This window comes from Anaerobranca gottschalkii DSM 13577 (genome assembly GCF_900111575.1).
Lineage (GTDB): Bacteria > Bacillota > Proteinivoracia > Proteinivoracales > Proteinivoracaceae > Anaerobranca > Anaerobranca gottschalkii.
The window spans coordinates 1-24,875 of the sequence record NZ_FOIF01000016.1 but is presented as its reverse complement, the minus strand read 5'-3'; the positions used below and the strand labels follow the sequence as shown (position 1 = coordinate 24,875).

The following is a 24,875-nucleotide window of genomic DNA, read 5'->3' as shown; positions in this document are numbered from 1 at the left end:
GAAAACACCCCACTTTAATTGCTAACTCTATTTTTTAAAGAGTGTCCCCTATTATTTAGCCTTTCTAGTAAATAAATAGCAATTACCGTTAATGGGAAAAGGTAACAAAGAACAGCATAAGGCCAATATCTTAAAGGGGAAATACCAGTGATAAGGGAAATAATAATTGCATTTATGTTCCAAGGTATAATTGGAGCTATTACAGTACCGGTATCAGAAATAGTTCTAGCCAAATTTTCCCTTTTTACTCCTAATTTGTCATACTTTTCTTTAAACAATCGCCCTGGAAGAACGATCCCCGCAGTTTGATCACAAGTAACTACTGTTAACAGACTTGCTAAAATTCCCGTTCGAAAAATCAATTCTCCTGTCCCTTTTACATTAATTAATAAAATATCTATTAAATTTTTTAAAATTCCAGCCCCTTCTAATAGACTACTTAGAGCAATAATAGCAGCAACAATGAAAACTACTTCTACCATTCCTTTAACTCCACTACTTATTAATATACTATTTAACATTGCAGATGGAGTTTCCCCTCTAAAGCCAAATAAGATATACTCTAAAACAGAAGTCAGAGAATATCCTTGTAGAAAAATACTTAAAAAAATGCCCCCTAATAACCCAATGCCAATAGTGGGAATTATTTTTAGACCTAATAGCGGAAGGAAGATTATAAAAACAGGAAATAAAAGAATAAAAGGGGATACCGAAAAGGAATAGTTAATGGCATATTGAAATTCTTCAATTAATTTACTATCAACCCCTTGACTGTTAGTTATACCAATTATTAAATATATCAAAGACGTAGTAATAAAGACCGGAATAAATGTTTGCATCATAGATTTTATTACTTTCCTATAATTAGTTTCCGTTGTCTTTAATGTTAAATTTAATAATCCAGATAAAGGGGAAATTTTATCCCCTATAAATGCCCCTGAAACTAGTACCCCCAGTAATATACCATCATCTATACCATACCCCCTACCTATTCCTAAAAGGGCAATCCCTAAAGTACTAATTGTTCCTACAGCAGTTCCAGTAAAAACAGCCATTAATGAAGTAAATAAAAAAGCGGTAAGGATAAAGTTTAATCCATTTAGATAATTAAATCCAAAGTACATTATGCCTGGCACAATCCCCGATGCCATCCACAGAGAAATATTAGCCCCAATTAAGATAATCAATAAAAATAACCCTTTACATTCTATCAGTCCAGAAAGGGAACTTTTAAATAAATCACCTATTTTAAAACCAGCCTTCCATAGGATTAAAAAACTAAATAGAATTGATACTAAAAAGGGATATAACAAAGAAATCTTTAATAGAACTGCAGAAAAAATAGAAAATAATATAAAACCTAAAATGATATGAGAAAAATACCTTTTCATCCTTTTTCCTCCAAATTTTCCAAGCCCGTTTATCTCTATAATTTAATCTAAATTTATCTGTATTATAAAATCTTTTTACAATATTTTATTATTTTAAAGATATTTCATAATAAACTTTGAATAACTGCCTTTGATATACTTTTTTCACATACCTAATAGCTTCTCTTACACCTACCATATATTTATCTACTTCCACAAGGTCAATACCGCTATACATTCTTATTTTGAAATTCCCCCTTATATAAAATTTATTTCCAAAAAAAATACATTCTTTTTCTATACTTTTTACCAATATACAATCCATAAATAAATCCTCCTATATGGGCCCACCAGGCAATTCCAAAACCATAGATAGGACCAAAAAGACTCAATATACCGTTAGAAATTTGCGAAATAAACCATAATCCTATATAAAGAAAGGCGGGGACGTGGATAAAAAAGGGTAACCATAAAACTAAAAAAAGTGTCTTAATTTTTGCATATGGAAATAAAATGAAATATATTCCCATTATCCCTGCTATAGCCCCAGATGCTCCAATTGTTACTACTGGAGAATTAAAATAAAAAAGATAATGGGTAAAGGAAGCAAAAACTCCGCTTAACAGGTAAAAAAATAAAAACTTAAAATGTCCTAATTTATCTTCAACATTATCTCCAAATAACCATAATGCCCACATATTACTTATAAGGTGCATAAAACTCCCATGTAAAAACATGCTAGAAAAAATAGTAAAAAGATTAACCCATAAATACTCAAAATTCCCAAGTATTATGGCTTTTGTTAGCTGTTCTGGTATAAAACCAAAGGTTTTTAGAAACCTTATTGTCAGATCATGTGGTAAACCCATTTGATAAATAAATATCCCTACATTGATAATAATTAATGAAACAGTTAAAATAGGGGTCCTTCTCGTTGGGTTTATATCCCTTAATGGTATCATCATTTTCTCCTTTCTCTAATAAATCGATATTAATTAAAGTCAATCATATTTTTTATATTCTATAATTATTTTTCAATTCCTTTTTTATCACACTAAAAAAAGTGTTGGTATACCCTGGTATAACCAACACTCACTCCTTACTATAATTAACTCTGAAGTAATTCTTTTATTACACTAATTCCTTTCTCTTCAATTTCCTTTTTATTAATAAAATTATTTATTATAACTACAGGAACTGAAACTTTACCTTTAAAGGTTTCCCCTAATTCGCTAGATGTAAAAATAATGTCACATGGTGTAGATGTCGCAGTCCCAACATCAGTAGTAAAAACCTCTGCTTTAATATTATTTTCTTTTAATACCTCATCTATTTTCATTTTTAAAATCATTGAAGAACCTACTCCAAAACCACAAACAGCTAAAATTTTAAGTTCTTTGCCCATAGTAATCATCTCCCTGTCACCTATTCAAAATTTGATAAATTATTTCTGGTTTATCTTCCCTAATTATCTCGTCTATAATATCAGGCTTTTCAAATAATAATGCTATTTTTCTTAAACTCTCCAAATGCTCCTCTCCACTTTTAGCACCAAAGGCAATAACTATTTTTACTGGATCATTTTCTTTTTTTCCAAAATCTATTGGATCTTTTAATGTGATTAGACTCAAACCATTTTTTAACACTTGCTCACTAGGCCTTGCATGGGCTAAAGCTATATGGGGAATAATTACAAAATATGGTCCTAAATTTTCGACGGTTTTTATGATTTCTTCAACATATTCTTTTTTAACAAAACCACTTTTAACTAAAAGATTTCCAGCTTCTCTAATTGCTTCCTGCCAATTAGCACATTCCACTTTGGTTTTAATATTTTTTAACTCTATTATTTTTTCCACAAAATTTCCTCCTACAGATAATGGATTAAGTTTTTATGTTTTTCTAGAATTTTTTTATTAAATTCATCTCCACCATCTATATTAGCACTATGAAATATAGGTGGCTGAATTCCCTTTTCCAACAAAATATTAGCTGTTTCTATTACTATAGAATGACCAATGGCAGCCCCAATAATTGTCGATGTTGGACCAACTTTTTGAGACAATCCTTCTATCTCTACTATTGAATCTTCATAAACTCCACAATTATCAATTACTAAGTCAGCAACTTCATACAATTTTTTGTTACTTTCATCCCTTGAACTTACATTTGTAGAATAAGATAAGTTTGTGATAGCTATAACATAAATACCTCTTTCCTTTGCTTCAATTGCCATTTCAACAGGAACATTATTTCTACCAGAAACAGAGTGGATTATCAATACATCACCTTTATTAATTGGTGATGATTCAAGAATTACTTTTCCAAAACCTACAATCCTTTCTATCTTTGTCGTTAGTGTTACTGGTCTTGTATTTAGCATCAATGTTGGATTAAAGATAGGATTAATAATTGCTAATCCACCTGTCCTATAAAATAATTCTTCCGCAATGATACCAGCATGGGAACAACCAAAAACAAAAGTTGATTTGCCTTGTTCAAAGGTTTCTGCCACTTTCAAAGCAGCTTTGTAAATTTTTTCTCCCTGTGTTCTTTCGACATCTTCTAAAATTTCAGCTATTTTATTAAAATATAGTTTTGTGTATTTAAGCATTATTACTCATCCTTATGCAAATATTTTTGAGAATAATCCAGATATTATTGCCCAAAGGGAAAAATCATTACCACCAAATATTACTATCCAATCTGATACTGTATTTGCTAAGAAAGGTATTGAAAAACCTACTAAGAAAATCATTACTACTCCTGCTACAGCTGAACCAATAACTGCCCCTCTTACACCACCAGTACCGTTACCGATAACTGCAGCAGTACCAATTTCAAAGAAACAGGTTATAGTTAATGGCAAAATTGCGTAAGGGAAAAATCCCGTTGCACCCAATAAAATAATAGTTATTACTGAAGTAACCATAGAAACTATAAAACCGATCAATACTGCATTTGGTGCATAAGGGAAAATTATAGGACAATCTAATGCTGGAACTGCATTAGGTATTACTTTATCAGATATACCTTTAAAAGCTGGGATAATTTCTGCTAACATCATTCTTACTCCACTTAATAAAATTGTCAGACCAGCACCAAATAATATCCCTTGCATTAACGAATATATAATAAGATTTTTATCAGTACTATAAACTTCTTTTGCTCCTAGTAATCCTACTACAACATATACTATAAACATAACTAAAGAAGATGTAATTGTGATTTCCCTTAAAAAGTTTAGTTTAGGTGAAAATTTTATTTCCTCTGTAGACTTTGACTTATCTCCAACAATACTACCTACAAATCCAGAAACCAATGAAAGGATTACAGTAGGATGACCTAATGTAAAAGAATCATCTCCAATTACTTTTTTAACATACGGTTTTATAATAGCCGGTACTAATATGATGTATAAAGCTAAAAATAATGTACTGAAAAGAATTAAACTTATACCTTCAAAACCTGCTTCCACACCCACTGCTACAAAAATAAATGCAAACCAGAAAAGATGATGACCAGTAAGGAAAACATTTTTAATTTTGGTAAATCTTGCAACAACAACATTTAGTAAAAACGCCAACAACATTGCCAAACCAATCTGGGAACCAAAATTGGAAATTAAAGCATCTGAGCCCATAGGCCTTAACACTTTATCACCTTCAATCCCGTATAAAAACTCAAAACCACCACTTAAAGGCAACATAGCATTGACAATAATATTAACCCCTTGTGTTAAAATTACTACACCAATAATTGTTTTAAATGTTCCTTGAATTACTTCTGAGAAAGATTTTCTTTGTAGCAATAATCCTACTAAAGCAATAATACCTAAAAATAGAGATGCTTCTCGGAAGATTTGATTGATAAAAAACATTATAACTTCCATTTAAAAACCCCCTTAAATATATTTTATTGCGGTTTTACCGCAAACTTATTACGGCCTCAATTCCAATTCATATTTAAATTTATCTGTACGGTATATAGCTTTTGTGTATTCGATCACTTTGTCATCATCTAACATTGTAGTTCTTCTAAATAAAAGGGCTAAAGACTTTTCAGCTATTCCCAACAATTTACTCTCATAACTATTAATTAAGATAGGTTCAATTACTTGTTTTCCATATTTTAAATTCAAATTATATTTATTTCTAAATAACCAATACAAAGAATTATTTTTTAATAGATTCTCTGTTAAATCAGAACAAAACTTTTTTGGAATCCAGGCTGTCTCAATACTATGTGGTTCATCATTTAAAAATCTTAACCTTTTTATTTCTATCAAATTTTCAGGATTATCTAATTTTAAATGCTTCATTTTACTCATTGTCGCTTTCACAATTTTAAAAGATAATATCTTTGTTTTTACTTTATAACCCTTTTCTTCCATTTCTTCAGTAAATCCCTTTAAACTATTTATTTCATGCATTTTTTTATTCTCTGAGACAAATGTCCCTTTTCCTTTTAACCTATATACTAACCCTTCGTAAACAAGGGAGTTAATAGCTTTATTGACTGTCATTCTACTTATTCCATGATATTCACAAAGTTCATTTTCTGACGGTATCGGTTCTCCTGCCTTTATTTCTTCATTTTCTATCATTTCTTGAATAATTTCTTTAAGTTGATAATATAATGGAATTGGACTTTTATGACAAACTTTTTTCATTAAATCAACTCCTGTATAGATAATATGTTGTATATACATCTTATTTTAAGTATAGTCTATCGTCACATTTTTTTCAATACTTTTTAAAAATTTCATTGATTTTTGTCTACTTTTTTATAATACAAAACTCCCCCTTCTAAAATATTCAAAATTTCTTCTAATCCCTTGCCATGATGGCTAATCAGCTCTCCAATCCTCCTCTGATGATCTCTAATTATATTTCTGTGGGAAGGAAAAAGATAGTCAGGTTTCTGATATTATCCCACCCAAAACCACATAATGTATCCACAACTGTTACAAATAAAATTAACAGCTTCTTTGTTAGCCCAATCAAATCCAAAAAAAGTTGCACCTGCAGTATTCATCAAGGTTTGCCTTTTCCAAAATTTTTTGTGATTACATATAGGACATTCTAATATTTTCTCCCCAATTTTTACCTCTTTTGCTTCTTTTCTCATTTTAAAATTCCCCCTTAAAAATCGTTTATATTATATAAAACTTAATTTAATCTATAATATAAAACTCCCTCTTTATTTATTCTCTCTACCTTCCCAACCAAAACCAAATGCTCCAAATGGGACATGGCTTCTCCTGCTGCAAACCACTTTTGAGGCGAGGGAAAATCCTCCCAGTTTTTTTCTTTTAAACTCCATTTCATTTCCTTAGCCACATCCCTAACGGTTTTTTCATTCCCTTTTAAAATATTCAAAATTTCCTCTAATCGCTTTCCATGATGGCTAATCAGCTCTCCAATCCTCCTCTGATGATCTCTAATTATATTTCTGTGGGAAGGAAAAAGATAGTCTATATTATATTGTGATATTTTACCTAAATTGTTTAGATAAACTGCTAAACTATTATACTGAAAACCCCAAAAAGCAATATTAGGAGTAATTTGATCTAAAATATGATCTCCACCAAAAAACAACTTGTGTTCCCTTTCATATAGCCCTATATGCCCTGGTGTATGCCCTGATATATCAATCACTTCAAAAGTATAATCCCCAACCTTTAACTGATCCCCTTCTTTTAACAATTGGAATTCTATAGCCTCTTTAGGACAGTACTTATACCCTGGATTATCCATATATGTAATATTGTCTAGATCTAAATTATACATCCTTACTTTTTCCATCAATCTTTCCCAGTAACTATTCCCTGTCATTTCATTGATAAGTAATCCATCTATTTCACTGGTATAAACCTTTACCCCTTGACTATCGAAAAAAGCAGCCAATCCCGAATGATCAGAATGGAGATGGGTTATAAATAACTCTAAGTCTTCTAACTTTATTCCTAGCTCATTTAATCCTTCCATTAGTATTTCTTGACTAAGGATATGGTTAAATCCAGTATCTATTAATAGACTTTTTTCAGCCCCTTTAATCAAGTATGTATTGATCTTTTTTAATGGATTATCAGGTAAAGGTACTTCAATTTGATAAATATTAGCATAAACTTCTTTCACCATTTCCCACCTAACTTTCTAAAATTTTCTTTAAAACTTTTACCCCTTCCACTCCGTTGGCAGCATAATATGCTCCAATGGATTTTGCTACATCTTCACTGACCACTGCTCCCCCTATCATTACCGGTATAGATAGTCCCCTTTCCTTTAACAATTCTACCACTTCCGCCATTTTAGGGATTGCCGTAGTTAAAAGGGCACTTAATCCAATGACATCTGCTTTGACCTCCTCTGCCTTTTCCACTATATGTAAGGGAGGTACATCAGTACCTAAGTCCAGGACTTTATACCCATTATTTTGCAAGACTAATGAAACAATGTTTTTCCCTATATCGTGGATATCCCCTTCTACGGTAGCTAGCAAAACAGTGCCCTTATCCTCTATCCTTTCTTTTTGAAGATCTGTTGCTAGCTCTTCAAATACCTGTTTTGCTGCATCCCCTGCCCCTAACAATTGGGGTAAGTAGAAAATTCCTTTTTCGTAATAGTCCCCTACCTTCTCCATAGCCCTTAGTAAAGCTTTTTCTAAAATTTCTTTACCACTATACCCTTGTTTTTTTAATAAATTTATCCCTTGGGGGATTTTTTCTTTTAAGCCATAGATTATAAGCCTTTCAAAATCTTCTAAAGTTATATTTTCCCCTAGAGCTATCCTTTCCCCTTTTTCATTAGGGATTTTTTCTAAAGAATAGTTCTTTGCCCCACTATCTTTACCTGTAAAAACATCGGCACACTTTATACTTTGCCAAATCAATGGGTCTTCTGGATTTACTATAGGCAGATCTAACCCTGCTGTCAAAGCAAGGGTGAGGAAATGGCTATTAAGCCAACTTCTGTTAGGTAATCCGTATGAAATATTACTGATTCCCAACAATGTTTGTCCCCCTAGTTCTTCTTTAATCATTTTTACCCCTTTAATTGTTTCTAAAACTAAATCTCCATTTGCTCCCGCTGTTAAAACTAAAGGATCTATCCAAATATTTTCTTTTCCAAAACCCTTTTCTTGAGCGATAGCCAAAATTTCCCTTGCTATTTCCACCCTTTCTTCAGCCCTTTTAGGTAATCCCTTTTCCGTTAACGTTAAGGCTACTATAGCCCCTCCGTATTTTTGTGCAAGTTCTATTACTTTCTCTAAATTTTTTCTATCACCAGTGGTGGAATTCAATAAAGGTTTACCCCGATATACCTTCAATGCCTCTTCCATAACCTGAGGATAGGTAGTATCTATAACTAAAGGTATATCTATACTTTGCTGTAATCCTTCTATAACCTTTGGCATCATTTCCAATTCTTTTTCTAGACTAATACCAATATTTACATCTAACAATGCTGCCCCTTTTTCTACTTGTTTCAAAGCCATTTCGATAAAAGGGGATATTTCTCCCCTTGTTACAGCTTCTTTTAATTTAGGTTGAGCCGTTGTATTAAGCCTTTCCCCTATAACCTTAGTAGGACTTTTTTCTGTAAAAACTACGGTCTTTCTAGCTCCAGCTAATTTTGAAAGGGAAAAATCTGAAGGAAGAATAGGTTTTCTCTTTTCTGTTAACTTTTTTAATATTTCTATATGGTGAGGATCGGTACCACAGCAACCACCAATTCCCTGTACCCCTGCTGCCAACAACCCTTCCACCTCTATTTTAAACCTATCAAGATCCATTAGATATTCAGTTTTTCCATTTATGTACTTTGGTAGACCTCCGTTAGGTTGAGCAATTAGTGGTAAATTAGTCACTTCCGTCATCCCTTTAATTACTTCAATCATAGAAGGGATATCAACGCCACAATTTGCCCCAATGGCTGTAACTCCTAAACTTTCTAATACCGTCGCCACCGTTTGAGCATCTGCTCCTGTTAAAATTTTTCCCTTTTGGTCAAAGGTAGCAGTACAAATGATTGGAATATCAGCTATTTCCTTTATACCAACCACCGCTGCCTTCATCTCCAGTATATCTGACATTGTTTCAATTAAAATAAAGTCTACTCCACTTTCAATTAATATTTTCCCTTGTTCAGCAAAGATTTCTTTTGCTTCGTCAAAGGATAGTGTTCCATAGGGTTTTAGCAATTTCCCCGTAGGACCTATAATCCCTGCTACCAAAAGTTGGTCTCCGGCTATTTCTTTAGCTAGTTTTACCCCTTGTCTATTGATTTCTACCAATTTATCTAAAGCTAACCTTTGGGCTAATTTAGCCCTGTTTGCTCCAAAGGTATTTGTTCCGATTACATCACAACCCTTGTCTTTATAGCTTTGATGGACTTCTTTTACAAGATGGGGATATTCTAAATTCCCTTCTTCAGGGTATTGTAAGTTTAACTGGGTACCCATAGCTCCATCGAAGAGGAGGATTTTCCTTTCTAGCAATTTTTGTAGTTTATTCCTCATTTTATCAACCCTATTCCCCTATAATTTTTACTAAAACCCTCTTACGTCTTTTTCCATCGAACTCTCCATAAAAAATTTGTTCCCATGTCCCTAGATCTAGTTTACCATTAGTTATAGCTACCACTACTTCTCTACCCATAATAGTTCTTTTTAAGTGAGCATCGGCATTATCTTCATAGCCATTGTGGGCATATTGACTATATGGCTTTTCTGGTGCTAATTTTTCTAAAAATACTTCAAAATCATGGTGTAGGCCCGGTTCGTCATCATTAATAAAGACACTTGCGGTAATATGCATGGCATTACATAGGAGCAAACCTTCTTTAATTCCACTTTCTGCTAAACATTTTTCCAACTCACCAGTAATATTGATAAAAGCCCTCCTGGTAGGTGTATTAAACCAAAGTTCTTTTCTATAGCTTTTCATGAAAATCCCTCCATATCTTTTTGGAAATATCAAAGTTATGTTAATATTATACCATATTGAGTGATATTCTTTAAAAAATAATAAAACTCCCTCCAAGAGGAAGTTTTATTAAAAAGATGGTTTAGTTAGCCAATTTAAAAATCCTACAAAAATATCCTCTAAACTTCTTGATAAAAGAATTAACTCACCCCAATTTTCTTCTTCGATAAATCCATTAACCTTTTCTGCAATATTTTTTAGTTGATCTATCACATCTAAAATATCCCTATAATCATCTTTATTTAATCCTATGAACATTTCTTCTATCTCAGAAAATCTTTCTATATCTATTGTTTCAAGTTCCCCTCTGTCTATGTTATATCTGTGATGACCTACTGCCCTGTCTACTTTTTCTAAAATATCTATAAAAAGGTCAACAAAACCCTTCTCTACTAATTCTGTATAAATCCTAATTTCCCTACTTAAACTCTGAACATTAGCCCTTTCTATATCGGCATCGACTATCCGGTAATTATAAAAATATCCGAGCTGATCGGTAATATCTTCAACTATTAGTTTCCCAGTAACTTTGACAGGCAAATCTGTGAATTTAAAGGATTGTCCTTTAGGGGCATAAACTGCTATAGTGTTTGCCAAAACATTGGTATTAGGAACACAAAAAGGACATGATTGATAAGGCATGTTTTGAAGATAAATATAACTACCATCTAAAGGGGAGGTCGTTGACATAAACCCTACTATACTAACTTTTTTGCCATCTAATTTTTTTATCTCTTCAAAAGACAACGTGTCAGAAAAGGAAAGTTCTACAACTTCACTAGAAACTTCCACAGAAGAAAAACATCCTCCAATTGTAAAGGAAAGAAGAAAAATATATATCAGAAGTTTTTTAGTTTCCATTTTTTAATAACTCCTTTCGATAAATTAAGGTTAAGTAAACTATAATAGGAGTTACAGATGCAAGCAAGATAGTAAAGGCAATAATATATTCTAATGGATAAATTTTGCTTATATCTAAAACTATTCCCATTGAAGAAGAAAGTTTATTGGCAAAGTACAATACTAGATAGGTAAAGATTCTAGAAATTACAAAACTAATAAATCCTAGTAAAAGACACTGATACAAAACAAATTTTGTTATATTTCCCCTACTCCAACCGATGAATCTCAAAATCCCAATTTCCTTTTCAAGGCTATTAACCATTAATGTAACCATAATAAAAACAATAATTAAAGCTAAAACAACTATAATGCTAGATAATAAAAAGGCTACTTGTTTACTTAAATCTAAAGTGTTAAGAAGTTTCCTCAATATTTCCGTTGGATGAATAGCTTGATATTCCCCTTTTTCATTATATTCATTAACCACTTCCCTAGCTGCCCTTTGATTTCCTGAACGGATTACTATGGAGGTAACTAATTTTTCCTCCGGTGTTAATGTCCCAGTATAGTTATGGGCAAGCCAAATACTTTCTATGCCGGTAAAAAGAGCGTTATCAAAGGCACTATAATCTCTAGCTAAAATTCCTACAACTGTATAAGGATGATCATCATGATGAAACAAATGGTCATCTTTTCCGTGACTGTGGAACAAACATGCTAAGCTATTAATACTATGATCTGCTATACCATGGGATGTAACGATTTTATCCCCAATTTTTAAACCATGCTTTCTTGCCACATTGTATCCTACAACTACTTCAAAGGGCTTTTCAAAAAATCTTCCTTCCTTAATTTCTTTATTCCGTAAAAATAAGGGACTTGTTCCTACTAAATTATTTCCTCTAAAGTTATCTCCTAAAGCTAGGGGGACTACGACCTCTAAATCTCCCCTTTCTTTAAGTTTTTCTACATTACTATAACTAATAACTCCTAAAGGATGTTCACTAAAGAACAAAGTAGAAAGGAGAAGTTGAGTATCACTGCCATTAGGCCCAATAATAATATCGTACTCTCCATCAACTTTAATTATCCCTTCTCTGATCCCAGAAGAAATATTAACTGCCCCCATTGAGACAGATAAAGATACTACTATGGCAATAATAAATAGAATCGTTTCTATTTTTCTACCACATATACTCTTTAAGATATATTTAAACATAATGGCCACCCCCTAAAAGGTCCCTTATGTTTAAAGTATTATCAAAATATCCCGTCAACCTATCATCATGGGTTACTACTAGCAATGTATTATCCTGTTCTTTATGTAATTTGGTAATTAGCTCTATTATTTGTATCCCTTTAGCTGTATTTAATGAAGCAGTTGGTTCATCACATAACATTACTTTAGGGGATTTTATCAATGCCCTGGCAATAGCTACCCGCTGCTTTTCTCCACCGGATAAATTTTTAATTTTACTTTTCCTTTTGTCCATCATTTCTACCCACGAAAGGACTTCATCGATACTAAAAGCTAGTTTTCCTTCCACTTCTAAAATTCTTAGATTATCTTCAACGGTAAATTCAGCAAATAACTTTAGTTCTTGGGGGATAAATCCGATATTTTGAAAACAATATCGGTCTAGTTCCTTAGGAGATAAACAATTTAAACAGGTGCCATTTATATTGATTATTCCTTCTGTGGGACTTATTAATCCACCAATTAAATTTAAAAGGGTGGACTTTCCACTTCCTGAAGGCCCTAAAATACAATATGATTTTCCTGGTTCAAAGGTATAATCCTTGAACTTTATATCGTTATCATTGTCATACTTTTTCCTTACACTTTTAATAGAAATCAAAATACCCCCTCCTCAATAATAGTTTATAAATTATTATTATTCCAATCTTATAGAAAATAATTCTACTTTTATTTTTCAATTCCTTTTCTATTTTTTACTCCTTTTTGATAGTAATGGCGGACATTTTTCATTTCTGTTAATAAATCAGCTTTATCCTTTAAATTTTCCGTCAAATTTCTGCCAGTTAAAACTATTTCTACCTTATCCCTGTTTTCATCTATTAATGAGCAAACCTGTTCTTCAGTTACTAAACCACTCTTAATTGTTCCTAAAATTTCATCTAATACAATTATATCATAATTAGAATTTTTTAAAGTTTTTATGAGATTACTCCACTCCCTCTGAACTTTGTCATAAACAGCTTTATATTCCTCCTCAGTCAACTGCCAAGTAAACTTATCTATTGCCCCTATTTTTAACAGTTCTATATTTTTTAAAAACTTAATACTTTCTACTTCACCACTATGTTGTCCTTTTAAGAATTGAACAAAAAGTATTTTGTACCCCCAACCGGCTGCCCTTAAAGCTAAACCTAGGGCAGCCGTTGTTTTTCCTTTACCATCGCCGGTATAAACTTGAACAAATCTTTTTTCCATTTATTTTTTTCTCTCCTTTTCACCTTTATTTGCAATTGTAATTACAAGGGGTGTATTATCACATGGATTTTTAATTACACGACAATTTATTTTATATACTTCTGAAATATTTTTTTCTGTTATTACTTCTTCAGGTTTCCCTTCAGTAAAAACTTTACCTTTATTTAATAATATTACATAATCACTATATTGGGCAGCTAAATTTAAGTCATGAAGAACAGCTATGACAGTTTTCCCCTTCTCCTTAACAATTTTATGAATTAAATCTAATATTTCAATCTGGTGGTAAAGATCTAAGTTAGAGATTGGCTCATCTAACAACAAAATATCGCTTTGTTGTGCCAAAGCCCTTGAGATTATAACCCTTTGTCTTTCTCCACCACTTAAGTTATTAATTGATTTATTTCTAAACTCCCACACCCCAGTTGCTTCCATGGCTCCTTTTACAATTTCTAAATCCTTTTCTCCCTCTAATTGAAAATGTTTTAAATATGGGTTCCTTCCCATCATCACAAGATCTAGAACAGTAAAATCAAAATCAATTTTAGTATCTTGAGGAACATGGGCTATTTTTTTTGCTAAATTTTTGATAGAAATTTTATTAATATCTTGTCCTTGTAAAAAAATAGTTTTTTTCTCTACTGGTAATATTTTTAAAATATTTTTTAATAATGTTGTTTTTCCAGAGCCATTTGGTCCAATAATACTATAAAACTTTCCTCTTTCTATATTTAATTTTATGTCTGTTAATATCTTTTGTGTTTCATATTTCCAAGATAATCCACTTATCAAAATTTGGGACATTTTATTTAGCCTACCTTTTTCTTTGTTTTATATAGTAAGTATAAAAAGTATGGAGAACCCAAAACAGCTGTAACTGCTCCAACAGGAATTTCGCTAGGAGCTATTATTGTTCTTGCAATAGTATCGGTGATAATTAAAAAAATACTACCTATTAAAGCTGTAAAAGGAATAAGAACTCTATGGTCGGGCCCTAATAACATTCTCACTCCATGGGGTACTATTAAACCTACAAATCCTATAATACCGCTTACTGAAACGGTAAAAGCTACAATAATAGTAGAAAGTATTAATAAATACTTTTTTGTTTTATCAACTTCCACCCCCAAATTTTGAGCAGACTCTTCCCCTAACATTAAAATATTTAAATTTTTAGCAAAAAAATATATTGCACCACTACCAACAATAGTCACTGGTGCTAATATATAAATATGCCGCCAACTTGCTGCTGAAACACTGCCCATGATCCAAAATACAATATTTTCAACCTTATCTCTATTGAAAATCATCAAAATAGATATTAAAGATGACATCATAGAACTTATTGCAATTCCTGCCAGTAATAAACTTATTGTTGGTACTTTAAATCCAATTCTTGCAACATTATAAACTAACGTTACAGTAGAAATTGCTCCTATGAAAGCAAAAATATTGATCAAACCTATTCCTGTTCCATAGTTTTCTAACCCTAAAATTATACCTATTGTTGCCCCTAAAGCGGCTCCCGAAGAAATGCCTAAAACATATGGCTCAGCCATAGGGTTTTTAAACATCCCTTGAAAGGTTGCCCCAACAACGGAAAGTCCCATCCCTACAAGTCCTGCTAAAAATATTCTAGGAAGGCGAATTTTCCATATAATTATTCTAAAATTATTTGGAATAGAATGGTCGAAAAGATACCTATTCAAAATAGGTATCTTTTCCGCTATTATCCTTAAACTTTGATTAAATGTTATATTCGCTGCCCCTAAAGTGCTAGCATAAACTATTACAAATAATAATACAACTATAACAACTAAAAATAGTCTTTTATAATGCTTCCTTTTTTCTATATAGCTCATTTTTTAATCCCTTTTTTCCTATTTAATTACTTCTGGATGAAAAATTTTCGCTAACTCCTTTAAACCACTAGCTAATCTTGGACCTTGACGATCTAAAAGATTGTTATCTATTTCATACACTCTTCCTTCTTTTACTGCTGTTAACTCTTTGTATCCTTCTGTAGACATAATACCTTCTTTAGCATTGTATTGATTTGAAACTATCAATAAATCTGGATCATGTTCTAACAATTTTTCCAAACTGTAACTCCAACCCTCAATGTCATCAGCTACATTTATAGCACCTGCCATGTTAATCATTTCACTTATAAAAGTCCCTTTACCTGCAGTCCAATCTCCAAACTCTCCAAAACCAATCACATAATAAACCCTGGGTTTTTCTAAATCTTTCACTTTATTTTTTACTTCTTTTACTGTATTTTTCATTTCTTCTACTACTTTTTCAGCTTTTTCATTAGCATCTAAAACTTTACCTAAAGTAATGATTACATGATAAACTCCTTCAAAACTATCATTAGGGTTTAAAACTAACACAGGAATATCTAGTTCTTGTAATTTATTATAAACTTCTTCTGTAAAATGGGTTGATGCAATAACTAAATCTGGCTCTAAAGCAACTATTTGCTCGATATTTGGGTTTCTTAATGTACCAATGGATGGTATTTCCGATACTTTAGCAGGATAATCACAAAAATCTGTTCTGCCTACTAAAACTACATCTTTATTTAGTGCAAAAATCGTTTCTGTTATACTAGGTGCAACACTTATTACCCTTTTAGGTTGTTCATTGATAACAATTTCATTGTCATAAGAATCAGTAATTGTTAATGGATATTCTGTTTGAATAGCTTCTTTTTGCTCTTTTTCCTGAAGGTTTTTTCCTTCATCCTTAGTACTACAACCTGTAACTAGAAATAAAGCTAAAACTAAAATTAAAAACAAACTCAATACCCTTTTAAACATTTTTTTTCATCTCCCTTTCAATTTTTATTTTAACACCACCATCAATACTTTGAAGAGGATAAATTTTTTCAAAGGTTTGGTGATGTTTGATACTAAGTTCTTGTAAAAATTTTTCTTTATCAAATTTTTCATCATATATTACACCACATACCGTACCACTATGGGCTATGTTTAATCCATAGCCATTATATTTATAAACTAAATTTATAACTTCCTCTAAATAAGGTTTATAGAGTATTTTTTGATTTTCCAAGGCACTCAAAGTAGCTATTTCCCCTAAACTTTGAATATTACCCTCTTTTAAAGCCCTATTTAGTTTAACTATCAATTCCTTTAAATCTTTTCTGCCTTTGTTATTTTTGTTTTTATAAAGTTTTTTGGTATCTATAGTCCCATATCCTTGTAAAACTAAAATAGAAAAATGTGGTACAGGACCAAGGTTTTTAACTACCTTACCCTTTTTAGGATCAAATAAACTTAAATCTTTAAATATAGTACTATCTGTTGGGTCTACAAGAGCTAATATTTTTCCCAACTCTTTGTCTGTTATAGGGTAATTTAATAAAGTTGATACTCCCCATAAAACCCCTGCCAAATCGGCAGTACTGCTTGCCATCCCTTTACCTACCGGTATTTGATTAGAAATATTTATTTCAAATTTATCTATAAGATACTCTAAAGAAAGTTTCTTTAGAAATAATCTAAATACTTTGTATACCTTCAGATGCTTTGTTAAATCTAATTTTCTTGTTGTATTCTTTTCCTTAAGTGTAATTTCTACTGTAGAATAAAGGTTTACTGGATATGAAACTAAAAGCTCTTTACCCCCGATTAGTCCTTGAATTAACTCTCCACAAGATCCAGGAACTTTAGCTATTACTTTCATGGAATATTACCTCTTTTAGCTTTTGAAAAAAATATTCATTGTTTCTCCTATCTTTGATTGCAACCCTAAAATAGTTTTGATCTATACCAGTAAATCCCTCCAAAGTACGGATGAGAATATTTCTTTGTAAAAGCATCTTTTTAACCTTTTGTGCTTCCATATCTTTTATCTTTAATAATATAAAATTAGCTTGAGAATTTAGATAAATTACCTTTGATAACTTTTCTAAATTTCTTTCAAAAAACACCTTTTCTTTTCTGATCCATTTTCGGGAATCTTTGATATAATTTTTATCTAAAAAAATAGTTTCTCCTGCCAATACCGCTAAAGCATTTACATTCCAGGGTTCCATTATCCCTTTTATTTTATTTATCAATAATTCATTTTCTGAAACTCCATAACCTAAACGAATCCCAGGAATACCAAAGAATTTAGTTGCAGCCCTTATAATAATTATGTTCTGGTAATTTTTCAAATTTTTAACCATACTACTTACAGGATAATTATCAGTAAATTCAATGAATGCTTCATCTAATAATAAATAACCCTTTTTCTTTATTAACTTTTGGGCTATAATCTCTATAGTCTCTAACGGTATTAACGTCCCTGTCGGATTATTAGGGTTACAAATTATAACTAAAGATTTATTTGGAAGATTATTTATCTTTTCTAATAATTTTTCTTTGAGAAATTTACCATTTTCCATATACACTACTACTTCTTCATAGGGTATTTTCTTTAATCCTGCTGCTATACGGTATTGAGCAAAGGTCGGAGCAGCAATTAGTACTTCCTCGATATCTAGAGCCAAAAGTGTTTTATATATGATTTCAACTGCACCGTTTCCAGGTATAACTGAATTAAAGTTGTCAACTCCTAGGTAACTTCCTATAGTTTCCCGCATTTTTTTATAGTGTATATCTGGATATCTAGTTAATACATCTAAATTATCTATCAACTTTTTTTTAAATATATATGGTATTCCTAAGGGATTTATATTAGAACTAAAGTCAATCAAATTAGTATTATTATATCTATAAATATTCCCTCCATGAAAATCCATTTTTACCTCCATAAAAATTTTTAAATTTTAAATATAGCAGACATAAGTATTAAAAATATCATTGTAGCTGTATACATCAATTTATTCACCCGTAAAATATCTTTATACTCTACTTTTTTTATCCTGTCTCCTATATATTCTTTATCAACTACTTTTCCAAAATATCTATTTGGTCCTCCTAACTGAATTTTTAACGCCCCCGCCACAGCACTCTCAGGCCACCCTGCATTTGGACTAGCATGTTTACTTCTATCCCTCAACAGTATTCGCCAGCTGTTTTTGTAGTCCATTTTCCAAATGTATGCTGAAATAATGTATAAAAAACCTGTTATTCTAGCAGGTATATAATTAAACAAATCATCGATTTTTGCTGATGCCCACCCAAAATGTTGATACTTTTCATTTTTATATCCAACCATAGAATCCAGAGTATTTACTGCTTTGTATACTAGTCCTAAAAGGGGACCGCCAATTCCTATATAAAATAATGGTGCTATAACTCCATCTGATGTATTTTCTGCAACAGTTTCTACTGTGGCCTTTATAATATCTTCATCTTGTAAATTATCAGTATCTCTTCCAACAATACGGGACAATAAATACCTACTTTTCTCAAGATCCCCTAACCTTAAAGCATGGTATACTTTCATACTTTCTACATATAAACCTTTGGGGGATATACATAACCAAATTAAAGATATATTCAGTAGATTGTAAAGAAAGATAGATATACTTTTAGAAAAATTTAAGGCAAATAAACCAATTATATAAGTTAGTCCTATGGTTGAACAAACTAAACATATTCCCCATATTCTGAGCAGCTCTTTATTCCAGTTTTTCATTCTTATTAGTTTTTCAAAATAAATAATATACATACCTATAACTTTTACTGGATGGGGAAACCAATATGGATCCCCTAATAAAATATCTAAGATAAAAGCTAACCAAAAGTTAATCACGATGACCTTCCTCTATAATTTGATAAAGTTTTTTTATATCCAAGTTTTCCCTCACTAGTTGGGCTAGTTTTGTATACTCTTTTTCTTTATGCTCCTCATAATCGACTTTTACTATTTCTGGTCTTTTACCACGATTTACTCTAAGTAAATTTAAAAGGTTTAAAGTGAATTCCTGATTTTCAAAAATACCGTGAAAATAAGTTCCAAATACATTTTTATCCTCGTTAAAACAACCATCAAAATAAATTTGTCCCTCTTTTTCAACCTTAATTAATGGATAAATACTATTCTCTACAAATTCTGTCTTACCCATATGTATTTCATAGCCTTTCACCGGACAATTAAATAGCATATCCTCCCCATCTGATAATGTTGTTATTTTATCTTGCCTAAATTCAGTGGTAATAGGAAGTAAATTAAAACCATTAGTAGATTTTATAGAACTCTCTACTCCATAACAATCCTTTATTTCCTTACCTAACATTTGGTAGCCCCCACAAATCCCAAAAATATTAACACCCTTTTTATAGGCCTTTAAAATTTTATCAAACATTCCTGTCTTTTTTAAAGCTTGTAAATCTTCTATAGTATTTTTGCTTCCTGGTAAAATTATCAAATCTACTTCTCCTAAATCATCTTGTAACTCAACAAACTTTAAATCAATATTTTCATATAGTAATAATGGGTTAATATCTGTAAAATTTGATATTCTAGGTAATTTTATAACAGCAATATGAAAATCCCCTTGCCTTTTATACCTCGCCCAATCTGTAACACTGTCTTCATCTTCAATTTTATACAGAAAATATGGAATAACCCCTATAACAGGTATATTAACTAAATTCTCAATTGTTTTTAAACCAGGTTTTAAGATTTCAATATCCCCTCGAAATTTATTAATAATAATTCCTTTAATTCTTTTTCTATCTTCCTCATCTAATAACATCACCGTCCCATAAATAGATGCAAAAACTCCTCCTTTATCTATGTCTGCTACTAAAAGAACAGGCGAATTAGCCATTTTTGCCATACCCATATTAACAATATCATCTTTATTTAAATTGATTTCTGCAGGACTACCTGCCCCTTCTATTACTACGACATCATTGTTATTTAATAGTTTAAAATAACATTCTTTTATTATTCTTTTTAGCTTTCCTTTAATACTATAGTATTCCTGTGCTTCCAAATTAGCTAAAACCTTTCCTTTAACAACTATTTGACTTTTATTATCGGCAGTTGGCTTTAATAAAATGGGATTCATTTCTACAGTTGGCTTTATTTTACAGGCCTCCCCTTGAATTCCTTGAGCTCTACCTATTTCCAAACCATCTTCAGTAATATAGGAATTTAAAGACATGTTTTGGGCTTTAAAGGGTGCAACCCGTTTCCCATCTTCTGTTAAAATACGGCAAATTGCAGTACATATTACACTTTTACCAACAGATGAGGCTGTTCCTTGAACCATTATACTTTTCCTTTCCATTTAATCACCCCATCAACAGTTGATTTTTTTTAAAACACAAAAATTATCTATAATTTCAAAGACACTGTATTTACCCTGTTTAAAATCAAAATTCCAAAACAGATTTTCATTTTGTATTAAAAGATAAGAGGCGATGATCTGTAAACACCCTTTATGGGAAACTAAGAGAATTTTTCTTCCTTGATATTTTTGTAAAATGTTTGTCAATGCTTTTGTTACCCTATTGTACATTTCCATAAAATTTTCTCCATTTATTGGAGTTGCCCTTTTCCAATCCCTTTTCCAATCCTCCCAATTATCCGGATAGTTAGCGGCAATTTCTTCAAAATTTAATCCTTCCCAAAGTCCAAAATCCAATTCCTTAAACCCATCGACTGTCAAAATTTCTTGTTCTCTAAGACCAGTAATAATAGTTGCTGTATGAAGACATCTCTTAAGTGGACTAGATATTACCTGATCAAATTTTACTTTTTTCAATTTTCCTTTGAGAAGTTGGGATTGTCTAACCCCAAATTCGCTTAAAGGACAATCTATTCTTCCATAATAAACTTTCCTTTGATTATAGGTTGATTCACTATGGCGAATTAAATATAAAATAGTTTCTTTCATTCCTTTACCTCCAATTTTGAAGGAACATCAAAATAAAGAGGGTAAGTATTTCATTTACTTCATTTATTGTTCCTAACATATCCCCGGTAAGCCCACCAACTTTTCCTATTAAATATTTTCTTACTAATAAGGTAAAGGGGATTGCTATAGCAAAAACTAACAAGCCCTCAACTCTTAAGATGAAAAAAATTAAAAATAGAGAAATAACCATCGTTAAAACAATATCTAATAAAGTAACTTTGCCTACAAAAAGATTGCCTGTACCATCCTTCCTAGGATATTCAGCTTTATATAAAGAAACAGTTAAAAAGGTTCGCCCAATAACTGGAGCTACAATTATTGCTATGGCTCTATAACTTTTATCGAGGGAGAGTAATAACGACACTTTTAATAAAATGTCGAAAAGGACAGCTAAAGTCCCGTAGGTACCAAGCCTACTATCTTTCATTATTTCTAACATTTTTTCTTTAGTTTTCATAGTAAAAATGGCATCACAGGTATCTGCTAAACCATCGATGTGTAAAGCACCAGTTATTAGGTAACCAAACAATAAGGCCATAACAATAGCGATAATATCACCAGAATAAGTTTTAGTAATATAATAGATCCCTGCCATAAATAGTCCTATAATAAGCCCTATCAAAGGCAGATAAATTACACCCTTATGAAAATCCCCTTCTTCTATCTCAAATTCTTTATTTATTGGAATTCTAGTAAAGAACTGTACCATCAGCAAAAATCTTTTCATTATCTTCCCTTCACTTTCAACGGAATCCCAGATATCATTAAATAAACTTCTTCACCTTTTTTAGCTATGTATTGATTTATCCTTCCTGCCATATCCCTAAATATCCTGACTAAAGGATTTTCAGGGACAATACCCCAGCCCAATTCATTAGTAACCAGTATTAAAGGTATATTCATTTTCTTTGAATTATCAATTAAAATATCTAATTCCCTTTTACATTTTTCTTCTATTTTCTCAAAAACCTCTCTTTCGGTTTTTTCTTCAGTAAATTCAGGATAACTGTACATTATATTTGTAAGCATTACAGTCACACAATCTAATAAAACACATTGATATTCACCCAAAATTTCTGTCAATTTCCCAAAATTTTGATATCCTTCATATGTATCCCAGTTCTTATCTCTTATTAATTGGTGTTTTTTTATCCTTTCAGCCATTTCCTCATCTAGAGGTATAGCAGTTCCTATATATAAAACTTTATGACCATACCCTTTTGCTAATTTTTCAGCAAAACTGGACTTACCACTTCTCGCTCCTCCAGTAATTATAATTATTTTTCCCATATGAAACTCCCTTCTAACAAAACTGCCCAATAATATTAAAGGGTAATGAAATATCTTTGCTAACTTGGTAAAGATCTTTTTCATTAAAAGTAATTAAAGCACAGGTTGCAGGACCAGCAGATTTATTTAAGTCTAAAGTTATTTTTTCTAATAGTCTAAAGGATAAGTTATTGCTTTGAGCTAATTCTTGTAACTCAAATAAAATCCCTTTAGAACCTACTGGAAGTATTTCATTAATATAAGGGTTTTTAAGTAAATTTTTATATCTTCCTAAAAGTAAAGTTTCTTGCCCAAAATCCATTATCACTTCTTCTCCCACTTTGGGAATACCAATTACAGCTATAAAGTCCCCTCTATATGATTTAGGTAAAGTCCAGTTTTCTTTATTAACCTTTCCTAAAACAGTTATTCCCAAAGCTGTTTGTAAACTAGGAAAGTTTTCTTCTGTACTACCTGTTATATAAACCTTATCTTTTAATTCTGCTGCTACCAATGCTTTGTTAATCCCTTTAAGGATTTCTTTACCTGTACTATCCATCTCCACAGCCAAGTTATTAATAATAGCGAAGGGGTGTGCTTTTACAGCTAAAATTTCCATTAAAGCAACCTGGGTAGTATAATACCCTACAACTTCTGGAGAAACTTTGATATAATCCTTTTCCTTTGCACCTACACCGCCACAACTATCACAAGAAATTACAATAGCCTCATTACTATTCAGCCAACAAAAAGTTAAATCCCTATATTTTTCAAACATAAAATCCCTCAATTTAATCCTTCCTTCTTTTATGAATTTACCCGTTAACCTTCTAACTTTACCAATAAGTAGAATAATACTTTTTAGGTATGGCTTTATAGAGAATATGGGCAAAAATAATATTAACACTAGAGGCTAATGTTAAGGGAACAATTATTAAAGAAATAAAATTCCAAAAAGATATAGACATATCTACTAAATTAGCAAAAATATATGCTGATAAAGTTGCAGCAACAGGGCCATTTAAAATAATTCCTAAGATAATCCCTAAGAAGTTCCCTTTCCTATAAGCTATGGAGAATAGAAAAACAATAATAAACATCATTACAGAAATAAATAAGTGCATAGGCAAAGTCATAGGAAAGCCACTGGTTAAAGCTGTCAATAGATGGCCAACAAGTCCTACGAATCCTCCCAAAAGGGGTCCTAAAATAATAGCAGAAAAATATGCAGGCAACGAATCTAAAGCTATAGAACCAGAAAACTTAACCAAGGAACCGATATAAGAAAATATAATAAAAAAACCTGTTAAAATTAATTTCATTATTCGTTCTCTATTCATTTTCAATCCCCTTCTTTAGTTTTTGTATTTTTCCCATCTTGTCAAAAGAGTTCAATAAACTTCGGATCATAAAAGTGTATTTGAGAAAATCATAATAAAAACACACAGCATAGCTACTGTGTGTTTAAAGGCAAGAAAAAAACCTCATACACTTCCCTCCGAAGCTATGACAGGAAAATTTCAAGGCAGGTCTCCTGACTTACAGATCATCTTACTCTCTTCCCCTTCCCGGAAAACCGGTGGTTATGGAAGATTTCATCCCTGAATACAGTAGCGGGGGCTGTAGAGGATTCTAACCTCTTTCCCTTTTAAGCTTTATCTCTAAAGCACCCTGAAATTTATATTTAGTTTTAAAATTTAACTAAATTAATTATATTCTATACTAAAGTCAAATGTCAATCTCTTTTTATTTTAGGATAGTGTCAACTTTTTATAGGATATTTATAAATTGATGACCACTCTATTTTGGTTTATAAATTAAATGTTCCATTATGCATATCTTTCAAACATTTAAACATTGGTATGACTTTACCTTTGCTTAATATAGGTACATTATTTAATAGTTCACGTGCCTTGGTATAGGTATTTTTGATCTTTAGGACAATATTTTTTTCCAGGCTATAGCTTTTCTTTGCTTCTGATTTTAAATGTTTAAGTGTAATTTTGCCACCACTACTTAAATATGCTCGTAACTCAGCCATTGCCCGCAGTCCTTCACGACTCCAACCCATTGGTCGGCTGCTTAAGCGGCTTGATAGTA

28 protein-coding genes, 1 pseudogene and 1 riboswitch are annotated in these 24,875 nt (G+C 31.5%); all 29 genes and pseudogenes read right to left on the bottom strand.

Features of this window, described 5'->3' with window-relative positions:
• Positions 1–14: 14 nt before the first annotated feature.
• Positions 15–1,391 (bottom strand): Na+/H+ antiporter NhaC family protein, encoded by a 1,377-nt coding sequence (locus BMX60_RS05695; protein ID WP_091350180.1) that lies wholly within the window; start codon positions 1,389–1,391, stop codon positions 15–17.
• 88 nt (positions 1,392–1,479) lie between these two features.
• Positions 1,480–1,608, bottom strand: coding sequence for a hypothetical protein (locus tag BMX60_RS12385; protein ID WP_278276547.1), 129 nt, complete (start codon positions 1,606–1,608; stop codon positions 1,480–1,482).
• Between the two features lie 31 nt (positions 1,609–1,639).
• Positions 1,640–2,332, bottom strand: a complete 693-nt coding sequence (locus BMX60_RS05685; protein WP_091350177.1) for a rhomboid family intramembrane serine protease — start codon at positions 2,330–2,332, stop codon at positions 1,640–1,642.
• A 146-nt stretch (positions 2,333–2,478) separates the two neighbouring features.
• A complete protein-coding gene (locus BMX60_RS05680) occupies positions 2,479–2,775 on the bottom strand; it encodes a PTS sugar transporter subunit IIB (RefSeq protein ID WP_091350175.1) in 297 nt (98 codons plus the stop codon).
• A 16-nt stretch (positions 2,776–2,791) separates the two neighbouring features.
• Positions 2,792–3,229: a PTS sugar transporter subunit IIA gene (locus tag BMX60_RS05675; protein WP_091350172.1), complete on the bottom strand. Its 438-nt coding sequence runs from the start codon at positions 3,227–3,229 to the stop codon at positions 2,792–2,794.
• An 11-nt stretch (positions 3,230–3,240) separates the two neighbouring features.
• Positions 3,241–3,984, bottom strand: coding sequence for a sugar isomerase domain-containing protein (locus tag BMX60_RS05670; protein WP_091350170.1), 744 nt, complete (start codon positions 3,982–3,984; stop codon positions 3,241–3,243).
• Positions 3,985–3,996: 12 nt separating this feature from the next.
• Positions 3,997–5,262 (bottom strand): PTS ascorbate transporter subunit IIC, encoded by a 1,266-nt coding sequence (locus tag BMX60_RS05665; RefSeq protein ID WP_091350167.1) that lies wholly within the window; start codon positions 5,260–5,262, stop codon positions 3,997–3,999.
• A 48-nt stretch (positions 5,263–5,310) separates the two neighbouring features.
• Positions 5,311–6,042 carry a GntR family transcriptional regulator gene (locus BMX60_RS05660; RefSeq protein WP_091350165.1) on the bottom strand — a complete coding sequence of 244 codons (732 nt, stop codon included), beginning with the start codon at positions 6,040–6,042 and terminating at the stop codon, positions 5,311–5,313.
• A 257-nt stretch (positions 6,043–6,299) separates the two neighbouring features.
• Positions 6,300–6,500, bottom strand: a complete 201-nt coding sequence (locus BMX60_RS05655; protein WP_091350162.1) for a hypothetical protein — start codon at positions 6,498–6,500, stop codon at positions 6,300–6,302.
• Positions 6,501–6,541: 41 nt separating this feature from the next.
• Positions 6,542–7,513, bottom strand: a complete 972-nt coding sequence (locus BMX60_RS05650; RefSeq protein ID WP_091350161.1) for an MBL fold metallo-hydrolase — start codon at positions 7,511–7,513, stop codon at positions 6,542–6,544.
• 7 nt (positions 7,514–7,520) lie between these two features.
• Complete coding sequence (locus BMX60_RS05645; RefSeq protein ID WP_091350158.1) at positions 7,521–9,893, bottom strand: homocysteine S-methyltransferase family protein; 2,373 nt, start codon at positions 9,891–9,893, stop codon at positions 7,521–7,523.
• Between the two features lie 10 nt (positions 9,894–9,903).
• A complete protein-coding gene (locus BMX60_RS05640) occupies positions 9,904–10,320 on the bottom strand; it encodes a secondary thiamine-phosphate synthase enzyme YjbQ (RefSeq protein ID WP_091350155.1) in 417 nt (138 codons plus the stop codon).
• 108 nt (positions 10,321–10,428) lie between these two features.
• Positions 10,429–11,220 (bottom strand): hypothetical protein, encoded by a 792-nt coding sequence (locus BMX60_RS05635; RefSeq protein ID WP_091350151.1) that lies wholly within the window; start codon positions 11,218–11,220, stop codon positions 10,429–10,431.
• Positions 11,210–12,421 (bottom strand): ABC transporter permease, encoded by a 1,212-nt coding sequence (locus tag BMX60_RS05630; RefSeq protein WP_091350148.1) that lies wholly within the window; start codon positions 12,419–12,421, stop codon positions 11,210–11,212. Before BMX60_RS05630 ends, BMX60_RS05635 begins: the two co-directional genes overlap by 11 nt.
• On the bottom strand, positions 12,414–13,061 hold the full coding sequence (locus tag BMX60_RS05625) for an ABC transporter ATP-binding protein (protein WP_177159716.1): 648 nt from the start codon (positions 13,059–13,061) through the stop codon (positions 12,414–12,416). The genes BMX60_RS05630 and BMX60_RS05625 overlap by 8 nt, the downstream gene beginning before the upstream one ends.
• A gap of 68 nt (positions 13,062–13,129) precedes the next feature.
• Complete coding sequence (locus BMX60_RS05620; RefSeq protein ID WP_091350141.1) at positions 13,130–13,657, bottom strand: cob(I)yrinic acid a,c-diamide adenosyltransferase; 528 nt, start codon at positions 13,655–13,657, stop codon at positions 13,130–13,132.
• Positions 13,658–14,461: a heme ABC transporter ATP-binding protein gene (locus BMX60_RS05615; RefSeq protein WP_091350137.1), complete on the bottom strand. Its 804-nt coding sequence runs from the start codon at positions 14,459–14,461 to the stop codon at positions 13,658–13,660.
• Positions 14,462–14,466: 5 nt separating this feature from the next.
• Positions 14,467–15,519: a FecCD family ABC transporter permease gene (locus BMX60_RS05610; RefSeq protein WP_091350132.1), complete on the bottom strand. Its 1,053-nt coding sequence runs from the start codon at positions 15,517–15,519 to the stop codon at positions 14,467–14,469.
• 18 nt (positions 15,520–15,537) lie between these two features.
• Positions 15,538–16,482, bottom strand: a complete 945-nt coding sequence (locus BMX60_RS05605; RefSeq protein ID WP_091350128.1) for an ABC transporter substrate-binding protein — start codon at positions 16,480–16,482, stop codon at positions 15,538–15,540.
• Positions 16,475–17,368 (bottom strand): GHMP family kinase ATP-binding protein, encoded by an 894-nt coding sequence (locus BMX60_RS05600; RefSeq protein WP_091350124.1) that lies wholly within the window; start codon positions 17,366–17,368, stop codon positions 16,475–16,477. Before BMX60_RS05600 ends, BMX60_RS05605 begins: the two co-directional genes overlap by 8 nt.
• A complete protein-coding gene (locus BMX60_RS05595) occupies positions 17,352–18,431 on the bottom strand; it encodes a pyridoxal phosphate-dependent aminotransferase (protein ID WP_091350121.1) in 1,080 nt (359 codons plus the stop codon). The genes BMX60_RS05600 and BMX60_RS05595 overlap by 17 nt, the downstream gene beginning before the upstream one ends.
• A gap of 20 nt (positions 18,432–18,451) precedes the next feature.
• Positions 18,452–19,390, bottom strand: a complete 939-nt coding sequence (cbiB, locus tag BMX60_RS05590; RefSeq protein WP_091350118.1) for an adenosylcobinamide-phosphate synthase CbiB — start codon at positions 19,388–19,390, stop codon at positions 18,452–18,454.
• Entirely contained in the window at positions 19,383–20,876 is a 1,494-nt protein-coding gene (locus BMX60_RS05585; RefSeq protein WP_091350115.1) for a cobyric acid synthase, read from the bottom strand. The genes cbiB and BMX60_RS05585 overlap by 8 nt, the downstream gene beginning before the upstream one ends.
• A 12-nt stretch (positions 20,877–20,888) precedes the next feature.
• Positions 20,889–21,485 (bottom strand): alpha-ribazole phosphatase, encoded by a 597-nt coding sequence (cobC, locus tag BMX60_RS05580; protein WP_091350112.1) that lies wholly within the window; start codon positions 21,483–21,485, stop codon positions 20,889–20,891.
• 4 nt (positions 21,486–21,489) lie between these two features.
• On the bottom strand, positions 21,490–22,233 hold the full coding sequence (gene cobS, locus BMX60_RS05575; RefSeq protein WP_091350109.1) for an adenosylcobinamide-GDP ribazoletransferase: 744 nt from the start codon (positions 22,231–22,233) through the stop codon (positions 21,490–21,492).
• Positions 22,233–22,796: a bifunctional adenosylcobinamide kinase/adenosylcobinamide-phosphate guanylyltransferase gene (gene cobU, locus BMX60_RS05570; protein ID WP_091350107.1), complete on the bottom strand. Its 564-nt coding sequence runs from the start codon at positions 22,794–22,796 to the stop codon at positions 22,233–22,235. The genes cobS and cobU overlap by 1 nt, the downstream gene beginning before the upstream one ends.
• 13 nt (positions 22,797–22,809) lie before the next feature.
• Positions 22,810–23,553, bottom strand: coding sequence for an AIR synthase related protein (locus BMX60_RS05565; protein WP_091350200.1), 744 nt, complete (start codon positions 23,551–23,553; stop codon positions 22,810–22,812).
• 58 nt (positions 23,554–23,611) lie between these two features.
• On the bottom strand, positions 23,612–24,115 hold the full coding sequence (locus BMX60_RS05560) for an ECF transporter S component (RefSeq protein ID WP_091350104.1): 504 nt from the start codon (positions 24,113–24,115) through the stop codon (positions 23,612–23,614).
• A 167-nt stretch (positions 24,116–24,282) separates the two neighbouring features.
• Positions 24,283–24,464, bottom strand: a riboswitch (cobalamin riboswitch).
• A 121-nt stretch (positions 24,465–24,585) separates the two neighbouring features.
• A pseudogene (locus tag BMX60_RS05555) lies at positions 24,586–24,875 on the bottom strand (UPF0236 family protein); the annotation flags it as partial.